This window comes from Phocoenobacter uteri, from assembly GCF_900454895.1.
Lineage (GTDB): Bacteria > Pseudomonadota > Gammaproteobacteria > Enterobacterales > Pasteurellaceae > Phocoenobacter > Phocoenobacter uteri.
In genome coordinates this window covers 239,437-261,109 of sequence record NZ_UGTA01000001.1, presented here as the reverse complement: position 1 = coordinate 261,109, position 21,673 = coordinate 239,437, and the positions used below count along the sequence as shown (strand labels likewise).

The 21,673-nt window shown below is 37.1% G+C and carries 19 protein-coding genes and 6 tRNA genes; 16 read left to right on the top strand and 9 right to left on the bottom strand.

Annotated features, from left to right (window positions below):
- Positions 1 to 124: 124 nt before the first annotated feature.
- The 7 genes from DYE60_RS01195 to mfd all read right to left on the bottom strand — a co-directional run bounded on the left by DYE60_RS01195 (position 125) and on the right by mfd (position 4,385).
- Positions 125 to 211: transfer RNA gene (locus DYE60_RS01195), tRNA-Leu, on the bottom strand.
- 29 nt (positions 212 to 240) lie between these two features.
- Positions 241 to 316: transfer RNA gene (locus DYE60_RS01190), tRNA-Gly, on the bottom strand.
- Between the two features lie 31 nt (positions 317 to 347).
- Positions 348 to 434, bottom strand: a tRNA-Leu gene (locus tag DYE60_RS01185).
- A gap of 29 nt (positions 435 to 463) precedes the next feature.
- A tRNA-Gly gene (locus DYE60_RS01180) sits at positions 464 to 539 on the bottom strand.
- 38 nt (positions 540 to 577) lie between these two features.
- Positions 578 to 664: transfer RNA gene (locus tag DYE60_RS01175), tRNA-Leu, on the bottom strand.
- 28 nt (positions 665 to 692) lie between these two features.
- A tRNA-Gly gene (locus DYE60_RS01170) sits at positions 693 to 768 on the bottom strand.
- Between the two features lie 143 nt (positions 769 to 911).
- Positions 912 to 4,385 (bottom strand): transcription-repair coupling factor, encoded by a 3,474-nt coding sequence (gene mfd / locus DYE60_RS01165; protein ID WP_115314811.1) that lies wholly within the window; start codon positions 4,383 to 4,385, stop codon positions 912 to 914.
- Between the two features lie 119 nt (positions 4,386 to 4,504).
- Between mfd and udk the strand changes: the two genes are divergently transcribed.
- The gene (udk, locus tag DYE60_RS01160; RefSeq protein ID WP_115314810.1) at positions 4,505 to 5,158 is read left to right on the top strand and encodes a uridine kinase; all 654 of its coding nucleotides are present in this window, start codon (positions 4,505 to 4,507) and stop codon (positions 5,156 to 5,158) included.
- A gap of 66 nt (positions 5,159 to 5,224) precedes the next feature.
- Here udk and DYE60_RS01155 read toward each other — a convergent pair whose 3' ends face one another.
- A complete protein-coding gene (locus tag DYE60_RS01155) occupies positions 5,225 to 5,746 on the bottom strand; it encodes a gluconokinase (protein WP_115314809.1) in 522 nt (173 codons plus the stop codon).
- A 274-nt stretch (positions 5,747 to 6,020) separates the two neighbouring features.
- Here DYE60_RS01155 and DYE60_RS01150 point away from each other — a divergent pair, with 274 nt between their 5' ends.
- The 15 genes from DYE60_RS01150 (at position 6,021) to glnD (ending at position 20,502) form a co-directional block, all read left to right on the top strand.
- Positions 6,021 to 7,031: a TRAP transporter substrate-binding protein gene (locus tag DYE60_RS01150; RefSeq protein ID WP_115314808.1), complete on the top strand. Its 1,011-nt coding sequence runs from the start codon at positions 6,021 to 6,023 to the stop codon at positions 7,029 to 7,031.
- A gap of 60 nt (positions 7,032 to 7,091) precedes the next feature.
- Entirely contained in the window at positions 7,092 to 7,622 is a 531-nt protein-coding gene (locus DYE60_RS01145; protein WP_115314807.1) for a TRAP transporter small permease subunit, read from the top strand.
- On the top strand, positions 7,615 to 8,940 hold the full coding sequence (locus DYE60_RS01140; RefSeq protein WP_115314806.1) for a TRAP transporter large permease: 1,326 nt from the start codon (positions 7,615 to 7,617) through the stop codon (positions 8,938 to 8,940). The genes DYE60_RS01145 and DYE60_RS01140 overlap by 8 nt, the downstream gene beginning before the upstream one ends.
- 177 nt (positions 8,941 to 9,117) lie before the next feature.
- Positions 9,118 to 9,771 carry a cytochrome c biogenesis heme-transporting ATPase CcmA gene (ccmA, locus tag DYE60_RS01135; protein ID WP_115314805.1) on the top strand — a complete coding sequence of 218 codons (654 nt, stop codon included), beginning with the start codon at positions 9,118 to 9,120 and terminating at the stop codon, positions 9,769 to 9,771.
- The gene (gene ccmB / locus DYE60_RS01130; protein ID WP_115314804.1) at positions 9,761 to 10,426 is read left to right on the top strand and encodes a heme exporter protein CcmB; all 666 of its coding nucleotides are present in this window, start codon (positions 9,761 to 9,763) and stop codon (positions 10,424 to 10,426) included. Before ccmA ends, ccmB begins: the two co-directional genes overlap by 11 nt.
- Positions 10,427 to 10,438: 12 nt before the next feature.
- A complete protein-coding gene (locus tag DYE60_RS01125) occupies positions 10,439 to 11,170 on the top strand; it encodes a heme ABC transporter permease (protein WP_115314803.1) in 732 nt (243 codons plus the stop codon).
- Between the two features lie 89 nt (positions 11,171 to 11,259).
- Positions 11,260 to 11,457 (top strand): heme exporter protein CcmD, encoded by a 198-nt coding sequence (gene ccmD, locus DYE60_RS01120; protein ID WP_115314802.1) that lies wholly within the window; start codon positions 11,260 to 11,262, stop codon positions 11,455 to 11,457.
- The gene (gene ccmE, locus DYE60_RS01115) at positions 11,454 to 11,972 is read left to right on the top strand and encodes a cytochrome c maturation protein CcmE (RefSeq protein ID WP_115314801.1); all 519 of its coding nucleotides are present in this window, start codon (positions 11,454 to 11,456) and stop codon (positions 11,970 to 11,972) included. Before ccmD ends, ccmE begins: the two co-directional genes overlap by 4 nt.
- Positions 11,969 to 13,912: a heme lyase CcmF/NrfE family subunit gene (locus tag DYE60_RS01110; protein WP_115314800.1), complete on the top strand. Its 1,944-nt coding sequence runs from the start codon at positions 11,969 to 11,971 to the stop codon at positions 13,910 to 13,912. The genes ccmE and DYE60_RS01110 overlap by 4 nt, the downstream gene beginning before the upstream one ends.
- A gap of 47 nt (positions 13,913 to 13,959) precedes the next feature.
- The gene (locus DYE60_RS01105; protein WP_115314799.1) at positions 13,960 to 14,502 is read left to right on the top strand and encodes a DsbE family thiol:disulfide interchange protein; all 543 of its coding nucleotides are present in this window, start codon (positions 13,960 to 13,962) and stop codon (positions 14,500 to 14,502) included.
- Entirely contained in the window at positions 14,502 to 14,969 is a 468-nt protein-coding gene (locus DYE60_RS01100; protein ID WP_115314798.1) for a cytochrome c-type biogenesis protein, read from the top strand. Before DYE60_RS01105 ends, DYE60_RS01100 begins: the two co-directional genes overlap by 1 nt.
- Before the next feature lie 3 nt (positions 14,970 to 14,972).
- Positions 14,973 to 15,851 carry a c-type cytochrome biogenesis protein CcmI gene (gene ccmI, locus DYE60_RS01095; RefSeq protein WP_115314797.1) on the top strand — a complete coding sequence of 293 codons (879 nt, stop codon included), beginning with the start codon at positions 14,973 to 14,975 and terminating at the stop codon, positions 15,849 to 15,851.
- Between the two features lie 131 nt (positions 15,852 to 15,982).
- On the top strand, positions 15,983 to 16,894 hold the full coding sequence (locus tag DYE60_RS01090) for an OmpA family protein (protein WP_115314796.1): 912 nt from the start codon (positions 15,983 to 15,985) through the stop codon (positions 16,892 to 16,894).
- Between the two features lie 56 nt (positions 16,895 to 16,950).
- On the top strand, positions 16,951 to 17,856 hold the full coding sequence (locus DYE60_RS01085) for a hypothetical protein (RefSeq protein ID WP_115314795.1): 906 nt from the start codon (positions 16,951 to 16,953) through the stop codon (positions 17,854 to 17,856).
- A gap of 84 nt (positions 17,857 to 17,940) precedes the next feature.
- Positions 17,941 to 20,502, top strand: coding sequence for a bifunctional uridylyltransferase/uridylyl-removing protein GlnD (glnD, locus tag DYE60_RS01080; protein ID WP_115314794.1), 2,562 nt, complete (start codon positions 17,941 to 17,943; stop codon positions 20,500 to 20,502).
- Positions 20,503 to 20,540: 38 nt separating this feature from the next.
- Here glnD and DYE60_RS01075 read toward each other — a convergent pair whose 3' ends face one another.
- Positions 20,541 to 21,614: a PhoH family protein gene (locus tag DYE60_RS01075; protein WP_424450104.1), complete on the bottom strand. Its 1,074-nt coding sequence runs from the start codon at positions 21,612 to 21,614 to the stop codon at positions 20,541 to 20,543.
- Positions 21,615 to 21,673 lie beyond the last annotated feature (59 nt).

The window sequence follows — 21,673 nt, the reverse complement described above, 5'->3', positions numbered from 1 at the left end:
GATAACTATAAGAAATAATAAATCTGTTATAAGAAAGTATACAAGATAAATTTTAGGTAATAAAAAAGCACCTTAAGGTGCTATCTTCTTTTCTATAACCTTTCGACTTCAAATAGGTTATGAATGGTGCCCGAGGGCGGACTTGAACCGCCACAGCCCGAAAGCCGAGGGATTTTAAATCCCTTGTGTCTACCGATTTCACCACTCGGGCAATGCTTTGAAACTATCTCTATAAAAGAGTGGAGCGGGAAACGAGGCTCGAACTCGCGACCCCGACCTTGGCAAGGTCGTGCTCTACCAACTGAGCTATTCCCGCAATATTTTAAATTTGGTTTTGTGTTTTAAAATGGTGCCCGAGGGCGGACTTGAACCGCCACAGCCCGAAAGCCGAGGGATTTTAAATCCCTTGTGTCTACCGATTTCACCACTCGGGCAACGCTTTAAAACTATCTCTATAAAAGATTGGAGCGGGAAACGAGGCTCGAACTCGCGACCCCGACCTTGGCAAGGTCGTGCTCTACCAACTGAGCTATTCCCGCAAAACTTTTATTTGGTACGCTTTTATAAGTATTTTAAATGGTGCCCGAGGGCGGACTTGAACCGCCACAGCCCGAAAGCCGAGGGATTTTAAATCCCTTGTGTCTACCGATTTCACCACTCGGGCAACGCTTTAAAACATCTCTATAAAAGATTGGAGCGGGAAACGAGGCTCGAACTCGCGACCCCGACCTTGGCAAGGTCGTGCTCTACCAACTGAGCTATTCCCGCTAAAAAACGCCACTTATTCAGTAGCGTTTCAATGACTGCGTATTTTAGAGATTTCTTGTTTGATGTCAAATGCTATTTTTGATTTTTTTTTTGTTAGCCTAAGGTTTAGTCAATTTTTGCAAAAAATAGATAAAATTATACCGCTATTTGTTCATTATGCTACTAAGTAGCTGACTAACGAAGGCTAATCTCTCATTTGGTTCTGTTAATTTTTTCTTAAATTTAAACTTAAATGGCCCATCAAATTGGTAAATTTCTTTATGTTCTTGTATCAATTTTAAGAATTTCATTGGATCTGGCGTGGCATTTTCTTTAAATTCTAAATAACCGCCGTTTATTCCTGCATCCACTTTTTTCAATTCAAGCTGTTTTGCGATATGGCGAAGCTGAGTGATTTCAAATAAATTCTTGGTCGCATTTGGTAGCAATCCAAAACGATCGATCAGTTCTATTTTGAGATCTTTTAATTCTCGGCTATTTTCAGCACTGGCAATACGTTTATAAAAAGATAATCGCATATTTACATCTGGCACATAATCATCAGGTAGCAAGGCGGAAATTCGCAATTCGATTTCAACTTGTTGTTGCGTAATTTCATCTAGGGTTGGTTCTCGCCCATTTTGTAGGGCTTGCACCGCATTTTCAAGTAAATCCATATACAGAGAAAAACCGATGGAGCTGATTTGTCCACTTTGCTCGCTCCCAAGCAATTCCCCCGCCCCACGGATTTCTAAATCTTGGGTAGCTAACATAAAACCTGCCCCTAAGCTATCTAATGTTTCCAATGCCTCTAAACGTTTCTTGGCGTCTTTGGTTAAGGTTTTAATCGGTGGTGTTAATAAATAAGCATAGGCTTGATGGTGCGAACGCCCTACTCGTCCTCGTAATTGATGAAGTTGGGCTAAACCAAATTTATCGGCACGTTCAATAATAATGGTATTCGCCGTTGGAACATCAATCCCTGTTTCGATAATGGTTGAGCAGACAAGTACGTTAAAACGTTGATGATAAAAATCACTCATCACACGTTCTAGCTCACGTTCTCGCATTTGTCCGTGTCCGATCACAATGCGTGCTTCAGGAATTAACTCTGCTAATTTATCGGCACAATTTTCAATGGTGGCAACATCATTATGTAGATAATACACTTGTCCACCACGTAAAATTTCACGTAATACCGCCTCTTTGATCACACTCTCATCATTTTGGCGTACAAAAGTTTTGGTACTCAAACGACGAGCGGGTGGGCTTGCGATAATAGATAAATCACGAATACCATTAAACGCCATATTTAAAGTACGTGGAATCGGTGTCGCTGTTAGCGTTAAAATATCCACATTGGCACGTAACTGTTTAATCTTCTCTTTTTGTCGAACCCCAAAACGGTGTTCCTCATCAATGATCAGCAAGCCAAGATCCTTAAATTCAACATCATTTTGCAATAATTTATGGGTGCCAACTAAAATATCTACTTGCCCTTCTGCCACTTTTTCCAAGACCGCTTTTTGCTCTTTTGCGGTTTTAAAGCGAGAAATCATTTCAACATTAACAGGAAAATCGGCAAAACGATCTTTGAAATTTTCAAAATGTTGTTGAGCAAGTAAGGTTGTTGGCACTAATACCGCCACTTGTTTGCTGTTCATTACCGCTAAGAATGTGGCTCTCATTGCCACTTCTGTTTTACCAAAGCCCACATCACCACACACTAAGCGATCCATTGCTTTTGGCTGACACATATCGCTGATAACCGCATTGATCGCGAGTTGTTGATCTTCGGTTTCTTCAAAAGGAAAAGTGGCACTAAACTGCTTATAAAGGTCTTTATCATATTGATATGCAAATCCTTTTTTAGTTTCTCGTTTTGCATAAACATCAAGTAATTCTGCCGCTACATCACGAATTTTCTCAGCCGCTTTTTGACGTGATTTCGCCCAAGCTTCACTGCCTAATTTATGCAATGGTGCGTTATCATCGGTTCCGCCAATATAACGGCTAATTAAATGCAATGATGAAACGGGCACATACAATTTAGAATCGCCTGCGTATTGCAAAATCAGGTATTCTGCGGTTATGCCACCCGCGTCTAAGGTAACTAAGCCATTGTAACGACCGACCCCATTTTCTAAATGTACAACAGGTTGTCCGATTTTTAGTTCGGCAAGGTTACGAACGACAGTATCAGGATTGACTGTGCTACGCGTTTTTTCTCGGCGTGCTTTCTGATGAACTTTTTCGCCGAGTAGATCCGTTTCGCAAATTATTGCTAAAAATTGACCGCTTGTATTTTCACTGTTTTTTTGTTCTAAAATAAAACCCTGATCCAATGAACCAATCATTAAGCTAAATGGTTCGCTGATTTCATCAAGGGAAGAAATCTGTTTTGGTTTGATATTTAACGGTGCAATCAAATCGAGTAAAGTTTCACGTCGTCCCTGTGTTTCCACTGAAAAGAGAATCTTGCCGTTAAAATTCGTGTAGAAATCTTCAAAATTTTTAAAGATATTTTTTTGGCTAGACGTTATCGCAATATCCGGTAAAGCGGTCACATTTGCATTAGTTTTTGCAACTGATTGACGGATTTTTTCTGTGGTTAGCGTTAAACGTGGATAATTTTTTAAATGACGGTTGATCTCGTCCATTTTAAACCACAATTCGCTCGGTTCAAGTAATGGTCGCATTGGATCAACCCGATGATTTTCAAAACGATTTTGGGTATCCTTTTGAAATAGTTCTGCTTTTTCAGCGATTTTATCAAAGGTAATAAACAGGCTATTTTTTGGTAGATAATCAAAAAGTGACGCCATTTCTTCAAAAAAGAGGGGCTGCCAATATTCAATCCCGGCATTTAATACGCCTTTGCTCACTTGCTGATAAATATGCTCTGGCTCTCGGCGAATTTCTGCAAAGGTTTCTCGGAATTTTTTTCTAAAAAATTCAATGCCTTGTTCATCGGTTGGAAATTCATGGGCTGGCAATAAATCTATTTTTTCAATTTCTTTAATCGTACGCTGAGTATCCACATCAAAGGTGCGGATAGAATCAATTTCATCATCAAAAAAATCTAATCTAAATGGCTCATCACTTCCCATTGGATACAGGTCAAGAATTGAGCCTCGCACCGCATATTCGCCATATTCTAACACCTGTTCCACCGCACGATAGCCTGCATTTTCTAGCTGTAAGCGTAATTGGTTAATAGAAAAACGGTCGCCTTTTTTGATTAAAAAGACATTATTTCCTAAATAACTTGGTGGGCAAATTTTTTGTAGCAAGGTGTGGATAGGCAGTAAAAAAATCTGTTTGTTGCCCTGTTGCAGTTGGAATAATGCGGATAAGCGATTGGAAATAATTTCTTGGTGAGGTGAAAAATTATCATAAGGCAAGGTTTCCCAATCAGGAAAAAGCTGAACAGGTAGCGAACTAAATTGGGGCAATGCACTTTCTAAGCGTAACGCTGTTTGAATATCCGGTGTCACCACCACGCTCACGCCATCAAATTGCTGTGCGGATTCTGCAATCGCAAGAGTATCAGAATGCCCGATCAGATTGCCCAGCGTTTGATGATCTTGGTGTTTTTCGGTAATTTTAGGTAGCTTAAAGTGTAGATTAAATGTCATAGCGGTACGATTTTGTTAAAAATTTGCAAATATTTTACTAAACTACGCTATATCTATCCACAAAAGAACTCATTTTGCGTTATAATCTTAGAAATTTTAGCTACAAAACGGATATACCTATGTCAAATTCAACTCAAAAATCTTCTTGCATCGTCATTGCGATTGCAGGAGCTTCCGCTTCAGGAAAGAGTCTTATCGCCTCTACTATCTACAATGAATTAAAAGCCGAGCTTGGCATTGATGATATTGGCATCATTTCAGAAGATGCTTATTATCGTGATCAAAGCCATTTAGAAATGGAAGAGCGTATTAAAACAAACTATGACCACCCAAATTCGATGGATCACGAATTACTTGTTGAACATCTGCAAGCATTAAAATCGGGGAATGCGATTGAAATTCCAGAGTATAGCTATGTAGAGCATACTCGTCTGCCAACGGTTCGTGCTTTTGAGCCAAAACGCGTGATTATTCTTGAAGGGATTTTATTACTTACGGACGAAAAAATTCGTAATGAAGTAGATATGTCAATTTTTGTGGATGCACCTTTGGATATCTGTTTTATTCGTCGTTTAAAACGTGATATGGAAGAGCGTGGACGTACAATGGATTCGGTCATTTCACAATATAACAAAACTGTTCGTCCAATGTTCTTACAATTTATCCAACCTTCTAAACAATATGCGGATATTATTGTACCAAGAGGCGGAAAAAACCGTGTCGCGATCAATATCTTAAAAGCCCAAATCAGACAATTATTAGGTCAAAAATAAGAAAGTAAGCGGTTATATTTTTCCAACTTTTTACAAATAGTGTGAATTTTTATTCACACTATTTTTTTATATAAAAGGTTTGATTTTTTCCACACACGCTTTGACGACCTCATCAAAACTTGTATCAATATTGATATGTAAAACATCCTTTTCATCAGATGAAGGCACTTCCAAAGTAGAAAATTGACTTTTTAGCATATCCGTTTTCATAAAATGCCCTTCTCTTTTTTGCATTCTCTCTAAAATCAGTTCAAAGCTACCCGATAAGAAAATAAATTTAATATTTTTATTTCCATCACGGATTAAATCTCGATACTGTTTTTTTAAGGCTGAACAAATGATAATCCCCTTTTCTGATTTTTGCTCAAGACTAAATGCGGCATCGCGGATACGCTCTAACCAAGGTGCTCGATCAAGATCATTCAGTGGTTGACCTTCTCGCATTTTTATTATATTTGCTCTTGGATGCAGATCATCACCATCAATTAACTTTAAGCCGAGTTGTTGTGCAACAGCCGTTCCAACACTGGTTTTTCCGGTGCTAGAAACCCCCATTAAAATAAAACTTTTCCCTGTGTTTGACACCATTAACCTCCTAGAATTAGAAATTCTAAAAATATTCTACCCCTTTATGTTATCGGTAACAAGACATAACAGAGTAAAAATGCCATTTTTATTCAGGTTTTTAGATGAAAAATTCCTTATTTCATGATAAAAATCTTTATTTGTGAACTATGTCACAAATTTTAAAAATAGCATTTGCAACAAATGATTGTTACTGGTAACTTTAAAATAACAGAAGTAAGAATAATGACTTATTATTGCTTACTTTCTTTTCATCACTTTCATTGAGGGTATTCTTATGAACAAAAAGTTAATTTCTCTTTTAGTTGCTGGTGCATTTTCACTTTCCGCGTTATCAGCGTCAGCAATTACATTAAAAATGCAATCATCAGATCCATCTGGTGATCAAAACTTCCAAATTCAGAAAAAATGGGTAGAGAAACTAAAAAAAGACTCTAACGGTGAAATTGAAATTGATTTATTGCCAGCTGGAAGCGTGGTAAAACATACGGAAACCTTAGATTCTATCAGAATGGGGATCATTGATGGTCATGTCACAGCATTGAGCTACTTCTCAGGAAAAGATCCTGCATTTGGATTATTAGGTAATATGGTAGGGGCTTGGTCTGATACCTCTCAATTATTAGATTATATGAATAATGGTGGTGGTAATGAATTACTTACCGAATTATATAAACCTTATGGCGTGAAATTTGTAGGGGCTTCAACAACGGGTGTGGAATCTTTTGTTTCAAAAGTACCACTTAATGGCGTTGAAGACTTAAAAGGCTTGAAATTACGTGCGCCTGAAGGTTTAATTCAACACGTATTTGCAGCAGCGGGAGCAGCACCTGTTAATTTACCTGGTTCAGAAGTATTTACGGGATTAAGTAAAGGTGTGATTGATGCAGCCGATTATACGGTATTCTCAACTAACCATAAAAATGGGTTAAATGATATTGCACCACACCCTGTTCAACCTGGTTTCCACTCATTGCCTTTAATTGATGTATCTATCAGTCAGAAAAAATGGGATGAAATGACAAAAGAGCAACAAGCATTGTTAACCCAGTCAGTTAAAGACTTTGCAATTGATATCACTTCAACCTTGAAAAAAGCTGACGATGAAGCGGTTCAAGAAGCAATGAAGAATCCAAAAATCACCATTCATAACTGGTCACCAGAAGAACGTAAAAAATTCCGTGCAATTGCAAAAACACAATGGGAAAAATTTGCGAAAAGTTCGCCAAATGCACAGAAAGTGTATGACTCTGTGACAGCATATCTAAAATCAAAAGATTTGTTGTAAACGCTTAATATATAAAGTGGGAGATAACTCTCCCACTTTTAGACTATTAGGAATAATATTATGGAAAACACGCCTGAAATTAAAACTCGTTTAGATAAAGTGATTGAATGGATTGGGGAAAAGCTCAGTCTTATTTTTTTATTTATTGTCGCCATCACTTTTCTTGAAGTTTTTCTTCGCTATGTACTAAATTCGCCAACGATTTGGGTTCACGAAACCGCCATATTTTTGGGTGGTTCTCTCTTTATTTTTGGTGGTGCTTACGCCCTTGCCACCGATAAACACGTTCGTGTTGTGCTGATTTATGATAATGTCACCACAAAAACCCGCCACTGGCTTAATATTTTTCATCATATTATGGGGTTAACGTTTTCATCAATGATGACTTGGGCGGCGTATAAAATGGCAAAAGAATCTTGGATAAAACCTTGGGGCGATTGGCAATTAGAAACCTCAGGCACAGCGTGGAATACCCACTTTCCCGCCTATTTAAAAGCCATTATTCTGATAACAATGATCATCGTTTCAATCCAATTTATTCTAAAACTTATCGCTGAAATACGTTTATTACTTGGAGGTAAAAATGTTTGATTTAGCCTCACTCGGATTAGGTTATGGTAGCCTGTTAATGTTAGTAATGATGATTGGATTATTACTAACAGGGATGCAACTGGCTTTTGTCACTGGTTTTGTTGCGTTATTTTTCCTCTTCGGTTGGTTTGGTATGGACGCTGTGCCATTGATTACCAGCCGAATGTACAGTTTTGTAACGGATTTTGTTTTCCTTGCTGTGCCAATGTTTGTGTTAATGGCTGCAATGCTCGACCGCTCTGGTATTGCTCGTGATCTTTTTGACGCAATGCGATTATTTGCAAAACGCTTACGTGGTGGTTTAGCGATTCAAACATTAGTTGTTGCCGTCATTTTAGCGTCAATGTCAGGAGTGATCGGTGGCGAAACAGTCCTACTTGGTATGCTTGCCTTACCACAAATGCTTCGTTTAGGTTATGATAAAAAATTAGCCATCGGAACCTGCTGTTCAGGTGGTGCATTAGGTACGATGTTACCGCCAAGTATCGTGTTAATCATTTATGGTTTAACTGCCAGCGTTTCTATCGGCGATCTCTTTAAAGGTGCATTTATTCCAGCACTTATTTTAGCCTCATTCTATATTATTTACGTTTTAGTACTTTCTTACTTAAAACCACAGCTTGCCCCCTTACCGTCAGCAGAAGAAGTAAAAGCAAACGAAGAGCAACCCGTTAATTATTTTAAAGCCTTATTCTTCCCTATTCTCTCTGTTGTAGTCGTTTTGGGTAGTATCTATGGTGGAATTGCGTCCGTTACTGAAGCCTCAGCACTGGGAGTGGTAGGTATTATGATCAGTGCGTTAATTCGTGGCGAATTAAGCAGAGAAATGTTAAAAGAAAGTGCCTTAGCCACAATGCGAACTTGCGGAATGATCATCTGGATTGGTATTGGTGCAACCGCATTAGTCGGTGTTTATAACTTAATGGGCGGCATTAAATTTGTAGAGCAAACCATTCTTGCATTAAGTAATGGTAGCCCGATTGGCACATTGCTAATTATGATGGTTATCTTACTTGTGCTTGGAATGTTCCTTGACTGGGTGGGGGTCGCACTTTTAACAATGCCAATTTTTGTACCTATTATTACAGGACTTGGTTATGATCCCGTTTGGTTCGGCGTGGTATTTTGTATGAATATGCAAGTTTCCTTCTTATCACCACCATTTGGACCTGCGGCGTTTTATCTAAAATCCGTCGCACCACCGGATATTTCATTAGGGTTAATTTTTAAATCACTAGTACCATTTATCGTACTACAAATTATTGCCTTATCGTTGTTAATTATCTTCCCTGATTTAGCGATTTGGTGGAAACAATAAAAAACAAAAATGGCGAATTGATTTCGCCATTTTTTATTACTCTAAATTAGTTCAATAAATATAATAAGTTAACGCCTCTTTTTACAAAATAATCCCGATAAAAAAATCCTATAACGTATCACTAAGCCTTACTTTTTGATAAACTAGCGGGATTTTGATAAAACACCTATTTAATAAATGATAAATAATCGATTAAAAGTAGTACAACTCACTTGTCAGCGAGGCAATAAAATATTATTCAGCAATTTAGATTATTGTTGGAAGTCTGGCGATTTTGTGCAGATTGAAGGGCATAATGGGATTGGAAAAACCAGTTTATTACGCATTTTAGTCGGACTGGCTCAACCGTTAAGCGGTCAAATTTTTTGGAATAATTGCGAAATTAAAAAAAATCGTGAAGAGTATCATCATAATCTGCTCTATTTAGGACACCTTGCAGGAATTAAGCAAGAATTGACAGCTTGGGAAAATTTACAATTTTATCAAAAAGTGACAGATTGTAAGCAAGGTGATGATATTTTGTGGGATGTTTTACAAAAAGTTGGTTTGTTTGGGCGAGAAGATATTATCGCAAGCCAACTTTCAGCAGGGCAACAAAAACGTATTGCATTAGCGAGATTATGGTTATCCAATGCTCCGTTGTGGATTTTAGATGAACCTTTTAATGCGATTGATAAACAAGGTGTTCAAGTTTTAACGCAATTATTTGAGCAACATACTCAGCAAGGCGGAATCGTGATTTTAACCAGCCATCAAGAAATTCCGAGTGAAAAATTAAAAATACTTCGATTAGAAAAGTATAAATATCAGGATAACAATGATGATATTTAATCAAATTATAAAAAGAGAATTACAAATCGCAATGCGAAAACAAGCAGAAATTTTAAACCCATTATGGTTTTTTCTGATTGTTTTAACCTTATTCCCACTCACTGTGGGGTCAGATCCTGTATTGCTTTCAAAAATAGCCGCTGGTATTGTATGGGTGGCTGCGTTGCTTTCAGCGTTGCTCTCTTTTGAACGCTTATTCCGAGATGACTTTATCGACGGTTCATTAGAGCAAATAATGTTACTTTCTCAACCGCTACCTATCATCGTTTTAGCAAAAGTGATCGCCCATTGGTTATTAACAGGTTTGCCCCTTATTTTATTATCACCGATTGCCGCTTTGCTACTCTCTCTGGAAGTGAATGTTTGGTGGGCGTTGGTGCTCACATTATTAGTCGGCACCCCTATTTTAAGCTGTATTGGTGCGATAGGTGTCGCCTTAACTGTGGGATTAAGAAAAGGTGGCGTGCTATTGAGTTTACTGGTTTTACCGCTGTTCATCCCTGTGTTAATTTTTTCATCATCAATATTAGACGCGGCAAATTTACAGTTGCCTTATCACGGACAACTTGCTATTTTAGGTGCCTTTTTGGCGATCGCAATGACCTTATCGCCCTTTGCTATTGCAGCATCATTAAGAATTAGTTTAGATCAATAAAGGAAAGAAAGAATGTGGAAATGGTTACATCCTTACGCTAAATCAGAAACGCAGTATCATTTATGTGGAAAATTTATTCCATTTTTTGCTGTGTTAAGCGTTATTTTATTAGCCGTAGGCATAGTTTGGGGACTGGCTTACGCACCTGCTGATTATCAGCAAGGAAATAGTTTTAGAATTATGTATATTCACGTCCCAAGTGCGATTTGGTCAATGGGTGTTTATGGTTCAATGGCAATCGCAGCTATCGTGGCATTGGTTTGGCAAATCAAACAAGCCCATATTGCGATGATCGCAATGGCTCCCATTGGGGCTGTTTTAACCTTTATTGCACTGGTGACAGGTGCGATTTGGGGCAAACCAATGTGGGGAACTTGGTGGGTGTGGGACGCTCGCTTAACCGCTGAACTTATTTTATTTTTCCTTTATATTGGCGTTATTGCACTTTATTCTGCTTTTCAAGACACCAATGTCGGTGCAAAAGCTGCAGGAATTTTATGTATTGTTGGCGTGATTAACTTACCCATTATTCACTTTTCAGTAGAATGGTGGAATACATTACATCAAGGTGCGAGTATCACAAAATTTGAAAAACCGTCTATTGCTGCACCAATGCTAATGCCACTTATTTTATGTATTTTTGGTTTTATGACTCTTTATATTTGGTTTAGCTTAGTGCGTTATCGAGTAGAATTAGTCAGCAATGAACGCCATCGCCCTTGGGTACAAAATTTAGTAAAATAAGCGGTCATATTTAATCAAAAATTTACACATTTTTATAATTTATATTGTAGAGACAGGGAATGCCCTGCCTCTATGTAGTAGGAGCAACAATGTTTTTTCAATCTTGGAGTGATTTTTTCAATATGGGGGGCTATGGTTTTTATGTCTGGCTCGCTTATGGGATTTCTTTTGTGGCAATTTTAGCCTTAGGTGTACAAAGTATGACGAGCAAAAAAGCCTTATTTAAAGAAATAAAACGAGAACAACAGCGTAAACAACGCCAACAAACAGCAAGAGGAAGTTTATGAACCCGAGACGTAAATCCAGACTAACTATCATTATTTTTGTGCTATTAGGTGTAACCATTGCATCAACCTTAATGCTTTACGCATTACGCCAAAATATTGACTTATTTTATACACCATCAGAAGTGATTTATGGTAAAAATAATGACGCTTCAACCAAACCAGAAGTAGGACAACGTATCCGTGTGGGGGGAATGGTTGTTGTTGGCACGGTTGAGCGTGATAATAATAGCTTAAAAGTAAAATTTGATTTGAACGATATCGGTCCATCAATTACGGTAAAATATGAAGGAATTTTGCCTGATTTATTCCGTGAAGGGCAAGGTATTGTGGCACAAGGGGTATTAGTTGAACCAAAAGTATTACAAGCGACCGAAGTGCTTGCAAAACACGATGAAAACTATGTGCCACCAGAGTTAGGCGATCAAATGAAAAAAGTCCATAAACCAATGGGCGTATCAAACTTAACAGGTGAAAGCGAAAAAGATCGTCAGCAATTAAAAGAAGGTTCTCAATGATCGCTGAGTTAGGAAACTATACGTTATCGCTCAGTTTAGCGATTTCATTATTATTAGCCATTTTCCCTCTATGGGGAGCAGAAAAAGGCAATGCTCAGCTAATGGCGTTGGCTCGTCCAATGGCATACAGCTTATTTTTAAGCTTAACCTTATCTTTTGGAGCATTATTCTATTTATTTGCGACCAATGATTTCTCAGTGCAATATATCGTAAACAATTCCAATACGAATTTACCTTTGGAATACCGTTTATCCGCAGTGTGGGGATCTCACGAAGGCTCACTATTATTATGGATTTGGTTGCTTTCTCTTTGGAGTACAGCGGTTGCCTTTTTTAGCAAACCGTTACCCCAAGAAGCTGTTGCTCGTGTGTTAGGTATTTTAGGTATTGTCGCGATTGGATTTTTAATCTTTGTATTATTTACCTCAAATCCTTTTGATCGTACCTTCCCTGATTTTCCAGTAAATGGACGAGAGTTGAATCCTTTATTACAAGATGTTGGCTTAATTTTCCACCCGCCATTGCTCTATATGGGCTATGTGGGATTCTCGGTTGCCTTTGCCTTTGCGATTGCGTCATTGATGACAGGACGACTTGATACCGCTTGGGCAAGATGGTCTCGCCCTTGGACAATGGCTGCGTGGATTTTTCTTACATTAGGAATAGTGTTAGGTTCTTGGTGGGCATACTACGAACTTGGCTGGGGTGGCTGGTGGTTTTGGGATCCAGTTGAAAATGCCTCGTTAATGCCTTGGCTTGCAGGAACGGGATTATTACATTCTCTGGCAGTAACAGAAAAACGTGGTTCATTCAAAGCGTGGACAGTGTTACTCGCAATTTTAGCGTTCTCACTCTGTTTATTAGGCACATTCCTTGTGCGTTCAGGCATTTTGGTTTCCGTACACGCCTTTTCATCAGATCCTACTCGTGGGCTATATATCCTTGCTTACTTAATAGTGGTCATTGGTGGCTCGCTTGGATTATATGCTTATAAAGGCAGTCAAATTCGCTCACGTGATAATGCGGAACGCTATTCTCGTGAAACAGCTCTCTTTTTGAATAATATTTTCTTAATGACCGCATTAACAGTAGTCTTTCTTGGCACATTATTACCCCTTGTTCATAAACAATTAGGACTAGGCTCGATTTCAGTTGGTGCACCGTTCTTTGATCAAATGTTCTTATACATTATGATTCCATTTGCATTGTTACTTGGTGTAGGACCGTTATTAAAATGGCGACGTGATCAATTCTGTGCAATTCGTAAACCTGTGATAATTAGCTTGATAATTATGCTAATTTCAGGATTTATTTTACCGCTTGTGTTACAAAATAAAATCACAGTAACCGCAGTAATCGGCACAATGATCGCCGTATTCATCGTGCTATTAAGCCTATATGAATTACAGCAACGCTCAACCCACAGACACAGCTTTTTTGTTGGAATGACAAAACTTTCTCGTTCTCACTGGGGAATGTTATCCGCTCACTTAGGTGTCGCAATGACGGTTTGGGGAATTGCATTTAGCCAAAATTACAGCGTTGAACGTGATGTGCGAATGAAAGTGGGAGAAAGCGTACAAATCGCCGATTATAACTTTACCTTAAAAGGCATTTCAGACGCTAACGGTGCAAACTATATTGGCGGTAAAGCTCAAATTGATATTACAAAAAATGGACAACCTGAAACAACATTATTCGCTGAAAAACGTTTTTATACGGTCAGCAAAATGTCAATGACAGAAGCGGCAATAGATTGGGGATTTAGCCGTGATCTATACGTTGCATTAGGCGAACAGCTTTCAGATGGTGCGTGGGCATTGCGTTTATATTACAAACCATTTATCCGTTGGATTTGGTTTGGTGGCGTATTTATGGCTCTTGGTGGCATTCTTTGTATTTTTGATCGCCGTTATCGTTTTTCTCGCTTAGTAAAATAAATGTAGGGGCGTATTGCATACGCCCAAATATAATGTAGGTTAATTTTATGAATAAAAAACTTTATATTCCTTTGATCGTTTTTTTAGTCTTGATAATTGCTTTTTTTGTGCAATTACAACGTAATGCACAAGGCAATGATCCACGAGCCTTAGAAAGTGCCTTAATAGGCAAGCCTGTGCCAGCAAAAACCTTAGCGGATCTTTTTGAAGATAAAAATCACGATAATACGTTATTTAAGCAAGGCAAACCGCTATTAGTGAATGTGTGGGCAACGTGGTGTCCAACTTGTTATGCAGAACATCAATATTTAAACGTGTTGGCAAAACAAGGGATTAACATTATTGGTGTAGATTATAAAGATGATCCTAAAAAAGCACAGCAATGGCTAAGAAAATTGGGGAATCCTTATAAAACTGTCGTAAAAGATGAAAAAGGCTCATTTGGATTAGATCTCGGGGTTTACGGTGCACCAGAAACCTTTATTGTGGACGGCAACGGCATTATCCATTATCGTCATACAGGCGATGTTAATCCAAAAGTTTGGCAAGAAAAATTACAACCCATTTATAATAAATTAATTGAAAAATAATGAAAAAAATACTCTATTTATTCCTTTTTTGTTTTAGCCTTTCAGCTTTCGGTGCGATTGACGCACTTGATTTTTCATCGGCACAACAAGAAGAAGATTATCATACGCTTACTCAACAACTGCGTTGCCCACAGTGCCAAAATAATAATATTGCTGACTCTAATGCAACCATTGCGGTGGATATGCGAGCTAAAGTGTTTGAGCTACTACAAGAAGGCAAACAAAAACAAGATATTATCGGCTATATGGTAGAACGTTACGGTAATTTTGTCACTTACGATCCGCCAATGACGACGGCGACGGCGATCTTATGGATTGCTCCTATGATACTAATTTTGTTTGGTCTTTTCTTTGTGATAAGCCGTCGTTCAAAAAAAGTAGCAGTACAAAAAATTGCAAAAAATGAAGAAAATCTTACCGCTTCGGAACAACAGCGTTTAGAAGCGTTACTCAAAAACAAGGAATAACAAATGACATTTTGGCTAATCGCAATTCTGATAACCTTGATTATTGGCATTGTCGCCTTTTATCCTTTTTTTCGCTACACACTGAAAAATAAAGGAATTGATCGTAACGAATTAAATAAAGCCCTTTATCTTAATCGCGTGCAAGAACTAAAAGACGATGAAAATCAAGGCTTAATAGAAAATAGTACACAGGTTAAAACAGAGCTACAACAAGCATTATTACAAGATATTCCTGAACAGGAAGAAATCCGAGAAAATAAAAAAAGTTTTGGCAAAATTTGGGGCGTTTCAGGTTTTTTAACCTTGCTTATTATTGCTGCCTTAGGTTATCTCAAAGTCGGTTCGTGGCAACAACAAATGATGTTAGAAAAAACTTATCAAAAATTGCCTTATTTTTATAGCCGCTTACAAGACGAAACCAAGCCAATGGATCAAAGTGAATTACAACAATTTACGATTGCGTTACGTCTAAAATTGCAAAAAGATCCAAAAAATGCACAAAATTGGTGGAAATTAGGCGAGATTGCCTCATTACAGGAAAACGGACAGCTTGCGTTTGATAGCTTTGCACAGGCACATAAACTTGACCCAGATAATGTAAGATATAAAATTGCTTACGCACGCTTCTTGCTTTTCTCTCGCGAGCAAATTGAAAATATGCAAGGTAGAAAATTATTAAAAGAAGTATTGCGAGTAGAGCATACGAACCTTGACGCATTAAGTTTACTCGCCTTTCACTATTTTGAAAAAGAAAATTATGAAAGAGCAATCGCAACTTGGGCGATGATGTTACAACTTATCCCACAAGATGATCCAAAAGCTGAAATTCTAGAAAAAAGTATTTTAATGGCGAAAGAACAGTTAGATAATAAGGCAAAATAAGCGGTTAAATTTAATAAAAAATTTGCAAAAAGTGATCAAGATCACAAAGTCTATTTTTTGTTATTTACAACATTATTTTTATGTTACAATCGGAAATATTTTCTTATAATTTACAATAAATAGGTTATTTTATGAAAAAAATTATTGCATTAGGACTCACTCTTCCTTTGCTAGCAGCTTGTGTTTCAAGTGATTTGAAATCAAGTGCTAATGGAAAATTAGAACAATGGACAACCTTTGATGGAAAAACTGTCCCAATGGCTAAAATGGGAGATAAACAATCATTAGTTTATTTTTTCAGAGAAAGAGGGGCGTTTGAAGGACCTGCAGTAAACGTATTTATTGATGGCGATTATTTTGCTTCAATTTTAGATGGTAGTTATCGTGGCTCTTTGGTCTGCTCAACAGGTGAAAAATTATTACCTACTTTCTCTCATAAAGATCGTTTTGCTGCTCGTGATACAGGCATTGATTATAATTTTGTCTCAGGCACAACGGAATATATCAAAATTCTCCTCAATGATAAAAATCAACCTATCTTTCAGCGAGTATCTGAATCAGAAGGAAAAAATGCCATTCAAAATTTAAGACGTGTTTCTCAAACATTATCAAGAGTTAAAAATAATGGCTTATGTGACCAACCTGTTTTGGGTAAATTAACATTAGAATCAGGTTCATTATTTGCGTTTAATCGCTTTGATTATAACAATATGTTGCCAAAAGGACGTGAAGAAATTAAAGCACTTGGACAGAAAATCAATTCAGATAAATTTAAGATTACCAGCTTAAAAATTCTAGGGTATACCGACCCAATGGGTTCAGAAAGCTATAACTTAACGCTATCAAAACGTCGAGCAGAAACGGTAAAACAAGCATTATTATCATCAGGCGTAAAAGCGAAAATTGATCTTATTGGCTTAGGCGAGAAAAACTTACTAGTTCGAGATTGTTTACAACGATTCCCACACGATAGAAAACAACGTATGCTATGTAACCAACCAAACAGACGTGTTGAAGTCGTTGTTTACGGTTATCAAAAGTAATTCAATACCAATAATCTATTAAACTAAAATTTACATTTTTTATAAAGGAACAAGAAATGAAAAATATTCAAATCAAACTTAAAGATAGCGAAAAAGTAGTCGAAACTTTTGATTTAGTTGATGGCGAGTTATTGATTCTTGATGCTCAACGAGGAGTGAATTATGAATTACTTAATACTCTTAGTGGTTTAGCTCCGCAAAATATTATTACTAAACGAATTGACCAAGATTTGCTTATTATTCTAGATGAAGGAGAAGGCGGTGGCTCTCCTGATGAAATTGTTCCTGATGTAGTAATAAAAGGTTATTACGGTGAAATGCAAGGTGAAGCTGGTAATACTGATGCAACGGGTGTTTTAGTTGGCTTGCACCAAAATGGTAAATATTATGCTTATATTCCTGAATCATCAGATCCAACCAATGCTGTCAGTGTATTAGAAGATAATATGGCTGAACCACAAGCGATTGGTGGACAAGAAATTGAGAATGGAACATTCACTTTCTCGCCTTGGTATGTATTATTCGGTGCTACCGCTCTTTATATTTTAACAGCGGATGATGATTCTAGTGGTGCAACAGCTGAGCCTAACCCAATGGATTATTCTATTGGTGGTGATGACATTGTTATTTCAGATAATAAAGCAACAATTACTGAATCAGGAAAATTAGATTTATCATCTGAAAATATTCAAACCAAACTTCACGGAGCTGACATTCTAGATTTAACACAAAATAATGTATCAGTGAAAGATTTAATTATTGATAATGCAATTATTGACAAACTTGTTGGTAAAGATGAAGGATTAGTTATTAACGCTGATGATAATGATATTGTGAAAGTTAAAGGTGGCGTATTTCTAGGCGATGTTGAAATGGAAGGTATAACCTACCATCAATATGATTTAAACGGCGATAAAATAGAAGATCTACTCATCTCTGGTATTACACCTGAGATTATCTAATCAAGTAAAAATACACCAACGAGGCTTTATGCCTCGTTTTTTATAATTTGCAAAAAGTTATTAAAATTTAACCGCTCTTTTCATATGAACATAACGAACCTCAGACAGCAACTTGCCGCATTTAATCAAAGCCAACAAGATACTTTTTTACAAGTAGAAACCCTAACTCTTATTCATCAACGTAGCGATTTTTATGATCGGTTATTATTAGATTTGTGGAAACATTTTGGATTTGATCAAAGGAATGATCTGACTCTTATTGCTGTTGGCGGTTATGGTCGCCGTGAAATGTTTCCACTATCTGATTTAGACATTTTAGTACTAACGCAATCGACCTTAGATAATGACACGCAGGCTCGATTTAACCAATTTTTCACCCTGCTTTGGGATCTAAAACTACAACTTGGTTCAGCAATTCGTACCTTAGATGAATGTGTTGATATGGGAAAAGCCGAAATCTCAGTGGCGACAAATATGCTAGAAGGACGCTTTTTAGTTGGAAATAGCCGTGCATTTTACGATCTTTTAGAACATATTCATCAACCTGACTTTTGGAAAACTGACGATTTTTTACAAGCTAAAATAGCCGAAAAAAAACAGCGTTATGCTCGTTATCACAATACTAGCTACAACCTTGAGCCTGATTTAAAACATAGTCCAGGAGGACTACGAGATTTACATTTATTGATGTGGGTAATGCTTAGACATTATGGTATTTATTCATTATCAGAACTCTTTGAACAACAGCTACTTTTTGCAGAAGAATACGCTGAATTGCAACAAGCCCAAGCCGTTTTATTCAAAATGCGTTTTGGATTACATTTACAGCTTAAACGCTACGATAACCGTTTGAGATTTGATCGACAATTAGTATTAAGTGAACGCTTAGGCTATCTAGGGGAAGGTAATAAACCCGTCGAGACAATGATGCGAGACTATTTTCAAGCGACACAATCCATCGCTCAGTTAAGCTATTTATTATTAGCTAACTTTGAAAAAATCGTACTGAAAAAAGAAAAACGTACAGGTGAGAAAACCCCCTTAGATCGCTATTTTTATTTACAAGATAATATTATTTCAGCACAGAAAAATTACCGCTGTTTTAACGATGATCCCAGTTCTATTTTAGATCTATTTTATCATTTAACCCAATATCCGCAGGCAAAAGCCAGTGTGTCCGCATTAAGATATCTACGTCTAGCTATTGGAAAATTAACATTTTCGCTCAGTGAATTACCCCAAGCAAGAAAACGCTTTATTGAGCTATTTTCCCAACCTAATTTTGTCGCCAGAGCAATCAAACCAATGCACTATTTTGGGGTACTCAAAGCCTATTTACCACAATGGAAAAATATTACAGGGCTAATGCAATTCAATATGTTACATATTTATACTGTTGATGAACACACTGCTCGAGTAATGCAAACCTTAGAAAATTTATTGAATACGAATAATGAAAGCTATTCACTCTGCTCTCAGTTATTCAATAATTTTGATGACCGAACCATTATATATCTCGCTGCGATGTTCCACGATATTGCCAAAGGACGCGGTGGTAGTCATTCTGAGAATGGTGCTGTTGAAGCTTATCAGTTTGCAAAGTTACATCATTTAAGTGAAGAACAAGCTAAATTTATAGCGTGGCTAGTCTCTGAACATTTAACGATGTCCATGACAGCACAACGAAGAGATATCTATGCTCCTAATGTCATTATAGAATTTGCAAAAATTGTCGGAAATCAGACCGCTTTATCCGCATTATTATGCTTAACTTTTGCAGATATATCCTCAACAAATAAAACCTTTTGGAATAAATGGAAAGAGCAACTTTTCACACAACTGTTTTATGCCACTCAATCCCAGTTACAACGAGGAAAAGAAAAACCCGTAGATTACAAGCAATTAGGATTATCTAACCGTAACAGAATCAGTGAAAAATTATCTGAATACTACACTGAGAATCAAATCATACAAATCAATGATTTTTGGGATAATTGTCCCCTCAGTTACTTTATTCGCCATACTCCAGAGCAACTGGAGTGGCATATTCAAGGGTATTTAGAAGCTAAAATCCCACAAATATTTGTGTTAGTCTCAAGTGATGAGCAACAAAATTTAACACAACTTTTTGTACATTGTCTGGATATGCCAAAGTTATTTTCGACTATCGCACAATTATTAAGCCAAAAGAAAATATCTATTTTAGAAGCTCAAATTTTAACAAATAATAGACTAGTCTTTGATAGTTTTGTTATCGCAGAATATAACGGACAATCACTATCAAAAATACGCTGTGAACAACTACAACAAGCCCTATTTAAGCTTTTAACACAACCTCAAACACCATTTAAATTGATAAAAAAATCAATGAAATTTACACCATTTAATAAAAAAACAATCATCACATTTTTAGAAAATGCTCGTTTGGATCAAACTGAATTTGAATTTAAAACCCTTGATCGAGAAGGGCTGCTTGCACATATTAGTGAGATTTTTAATGAACTTAATTTACAATTATTAAATGCAAAAATAACCACTATTGGCGAACGTGTGGACGATTTTTTTGTGGTTTCTACACAGGAAAATAGAGCCTTATCAGAAGAACAAAAGCAACGCCTAAAACAGCGATTACTGGAAGAATTCTAATCAGACTTTATTTCGGTTATAAGTAATATTTACGGAATTTAGCTAAGCTTAGCTTGTTCCAACATCAATTTTTCTTGTTCTAAAACTAATTTTTCACGCTGCTGTTCTATTTGTTTTTGAGCTTTATATTCTGCCTTACGTCTTTCATCCTCTGCTTCCCATTCTTCATAAGCACGTACTACTTTGGCAGCCACAGGGTGACGAACCACATCGTGACTATCAAAGAAATTAAAGCTTAAATCTGGCACATTGCTCAACACCTCTTGAGCATGTTTCAAACCTGATTTTTGGGAACGCGGTAAATCCACTTGGGTGATATCCCCTGTGATTACCGCTTTGGAATTAAAACCAATACGGGTTAAAAACATTTTCATCTGCTCAATGGTGGTGTTTTGACTTTCATCTAAAATAATAAAAGCATCATTTAAGGTACGACCACGCATATAAGCAAGAGGGGCAATTTCAATGATATTTCGCTCCATAAATTTTTGGGCTTTTTCAAAACCAAGCATTTCAAATAAGGCGTCATAAAGCGGACGTAAATATGGCTCAATTTTCTGCCCTAAATCACCGGGTAAAAAACCGAGTTTTTCCCCCGCCTCAACCGCTGGGCGAGTTAATAAAATACGACGAACCTCCTGACGTTCCAACGATTCCACCGCAGCAGCTACCGCCAAAAAGGTTTTTCCCGTTCCCGCAGGACCAATTCCAAAACTGATATCGTGAGTTAAAATATTATGTAAATAACGTTGCTGATGCTCGCCTCTTGGTTTGATCACACCACGTTTGGTTTTAATCGCAATATTGCCAATACTACTTTTTTTCTCGCTTTTTTTATCTGTGGAATTTTGTAGTAACATTCGGCTTTCTTGGATCATCAAATGCACATCTTCAAGATCCAATAATTTCACTTTCCCTTTAATCGGAGCGGTTTCGTTATATAATTTTTGCAATAATTTTGCGGTGTTTTGCAACACAAAATCTGCCACAGGATCTTCATCGTCAGGCTCAATCACAAATTCAAAGCCATTACGACTAATAATCACATTAAAACTTTCTTCAATTAAATCTAAATGATCATCAAATGCACCACAAAGTGATTGTAAACGCATATTATCTTGTGGCTCTAAAATTAAATTAACCTGTTCCAATGTTGTTCCTTAAATGTGTT

Excerpts from the sequence above, each read along its gene's own strand:
- udk (WP_115314810.1), top strand. The coding sequence starts at position 4,505 with ATGTCAAATTCAACTCAAAAATCTTCTTGCATCGTCATTGCGATTGCA.
- DYE60_RS01085 (WP_115314795.1), top strand. The coding sequence starts at position 16,951 with ATGAAAAATATTCAAATCAAACTTAAAGATAGCGAAAAAGTAGTCGAA.
- ccmD (WP_115314802.1), top strand. The coding sequence starts at position 11,260 with ATGTTTTTTCAATCTTGGAGTGATTTTTTCAATATGGGGGGCTATGGT.
- DYE60_RS01125 (WP_115314803.1), top strand. The coding sequence starts at position 10,439 with ATGTGGAAATGGTTACATCCTTACGCTAAATCAGAAACGCAGTATCAT.
- glnD (WP_115314794.1), top strand. The coding sequence starts at position 17,941 with ATGAACATAACGAACCTCAGACAGCAACTTGCCGCATTTAATCAAAGC.
- mfd (WP_115314811.1), bottom strand. The coding sequence starts at position 4,385 with ATGACATTTAATCTACACTTTAAGCTACCTAAAATTACCGAAAAACAC.
- DYE60_RS01145 (WP_115314807.1), top strand. The coding sequence starts at position 7,092 with ATGGAAAACACGCCTGAAATTAAAACTCGTTTAGATAAAGTGATTGAA.
- DYE60_RS01100 (WP_115314798.1), top strand. The coding sequence starts at position 14,502 with ATGAAAAAAATACTCTATTTATTCCTTTTTTGTTTTAGCCTTTCAGCT.
- ccmA (WP_115314805.1), top strand. The coding sequence starts at position 9,118 with ATGATAAATAATCGATTAAAAGTAGTACAACTCACTTGTCAGCGAGGC.
- ccmE (WP_115314801.1), top strand. The coding sequence starts at position 11,454 with ATGAACCCGAGACGTAAATCCAGACTAACTATCATTATTTTTGTGCTA.
- DYE60_RS01105 (WP_115314799.1), top strand. The coding sequence starts at position 13,960 with ATGAATAAAAAACTTTATATTCCTTTGATCGTTTTTTTAGTCTTGATA.
- DYE60_RS01090 (WP_115314796.1), top strand. The coding sequence starts at position 15,983 with ATGAAAAAAATTATTGCATTAGGACTCACTCTTCCTTTGCTAGCAGCT.
- DYE60_RS01150 (WP_115314808.1), top strand. The coding sequence starts at position 6,021 with ATGAACAAAAAGTTAATTTCTCTTTTAGTTGCTGGTGCATTTTCACTT.
- DYE60_RS01155 (WP_115314809.1), bottom strand. The coding sequence starts at position 5,746 with ATGGTGTCAAACACAGGGAAAAGTTTTATTTTAATGGGGGTTTCTAGC.
- ccmI (WP_115314797.1), top strand. The coding sequence starts at position 14,973 with ATGACATTTTGGCTAATCGCAATTCTGATAACCTTGATTATTGGCATT.
- DYE60_RS01110 (WP_115314800.1), top strand. The coding sequence starts at position 11,969 with ATGATCGCTGAGTTAGGAAACTATACGTTATCGCTCAGTTTAGCGATT.
- ccmB (WP_115314804.1), top strand. The coding sequence starts at position 9,761 with ATGATATTTAATCAAATTATAAAAAGAGAATTACAAATCGCAATGCGA.
- DYE60_RS01075 (WP_424450104.1), bottom strand. The coding sequence starts at position 21,614 with ATGCGTTTACAATCACTTTGTGGTGCATTTGATGATCATTTAGATTTA.
- DYE60_RS01140 (WP_115314806.1), top strand. The coding sequence starts at position 7,615 with ATGTTTGATTTAGCCTCACTCGGATTAGGTTATGGTAGCCTGTTAATG.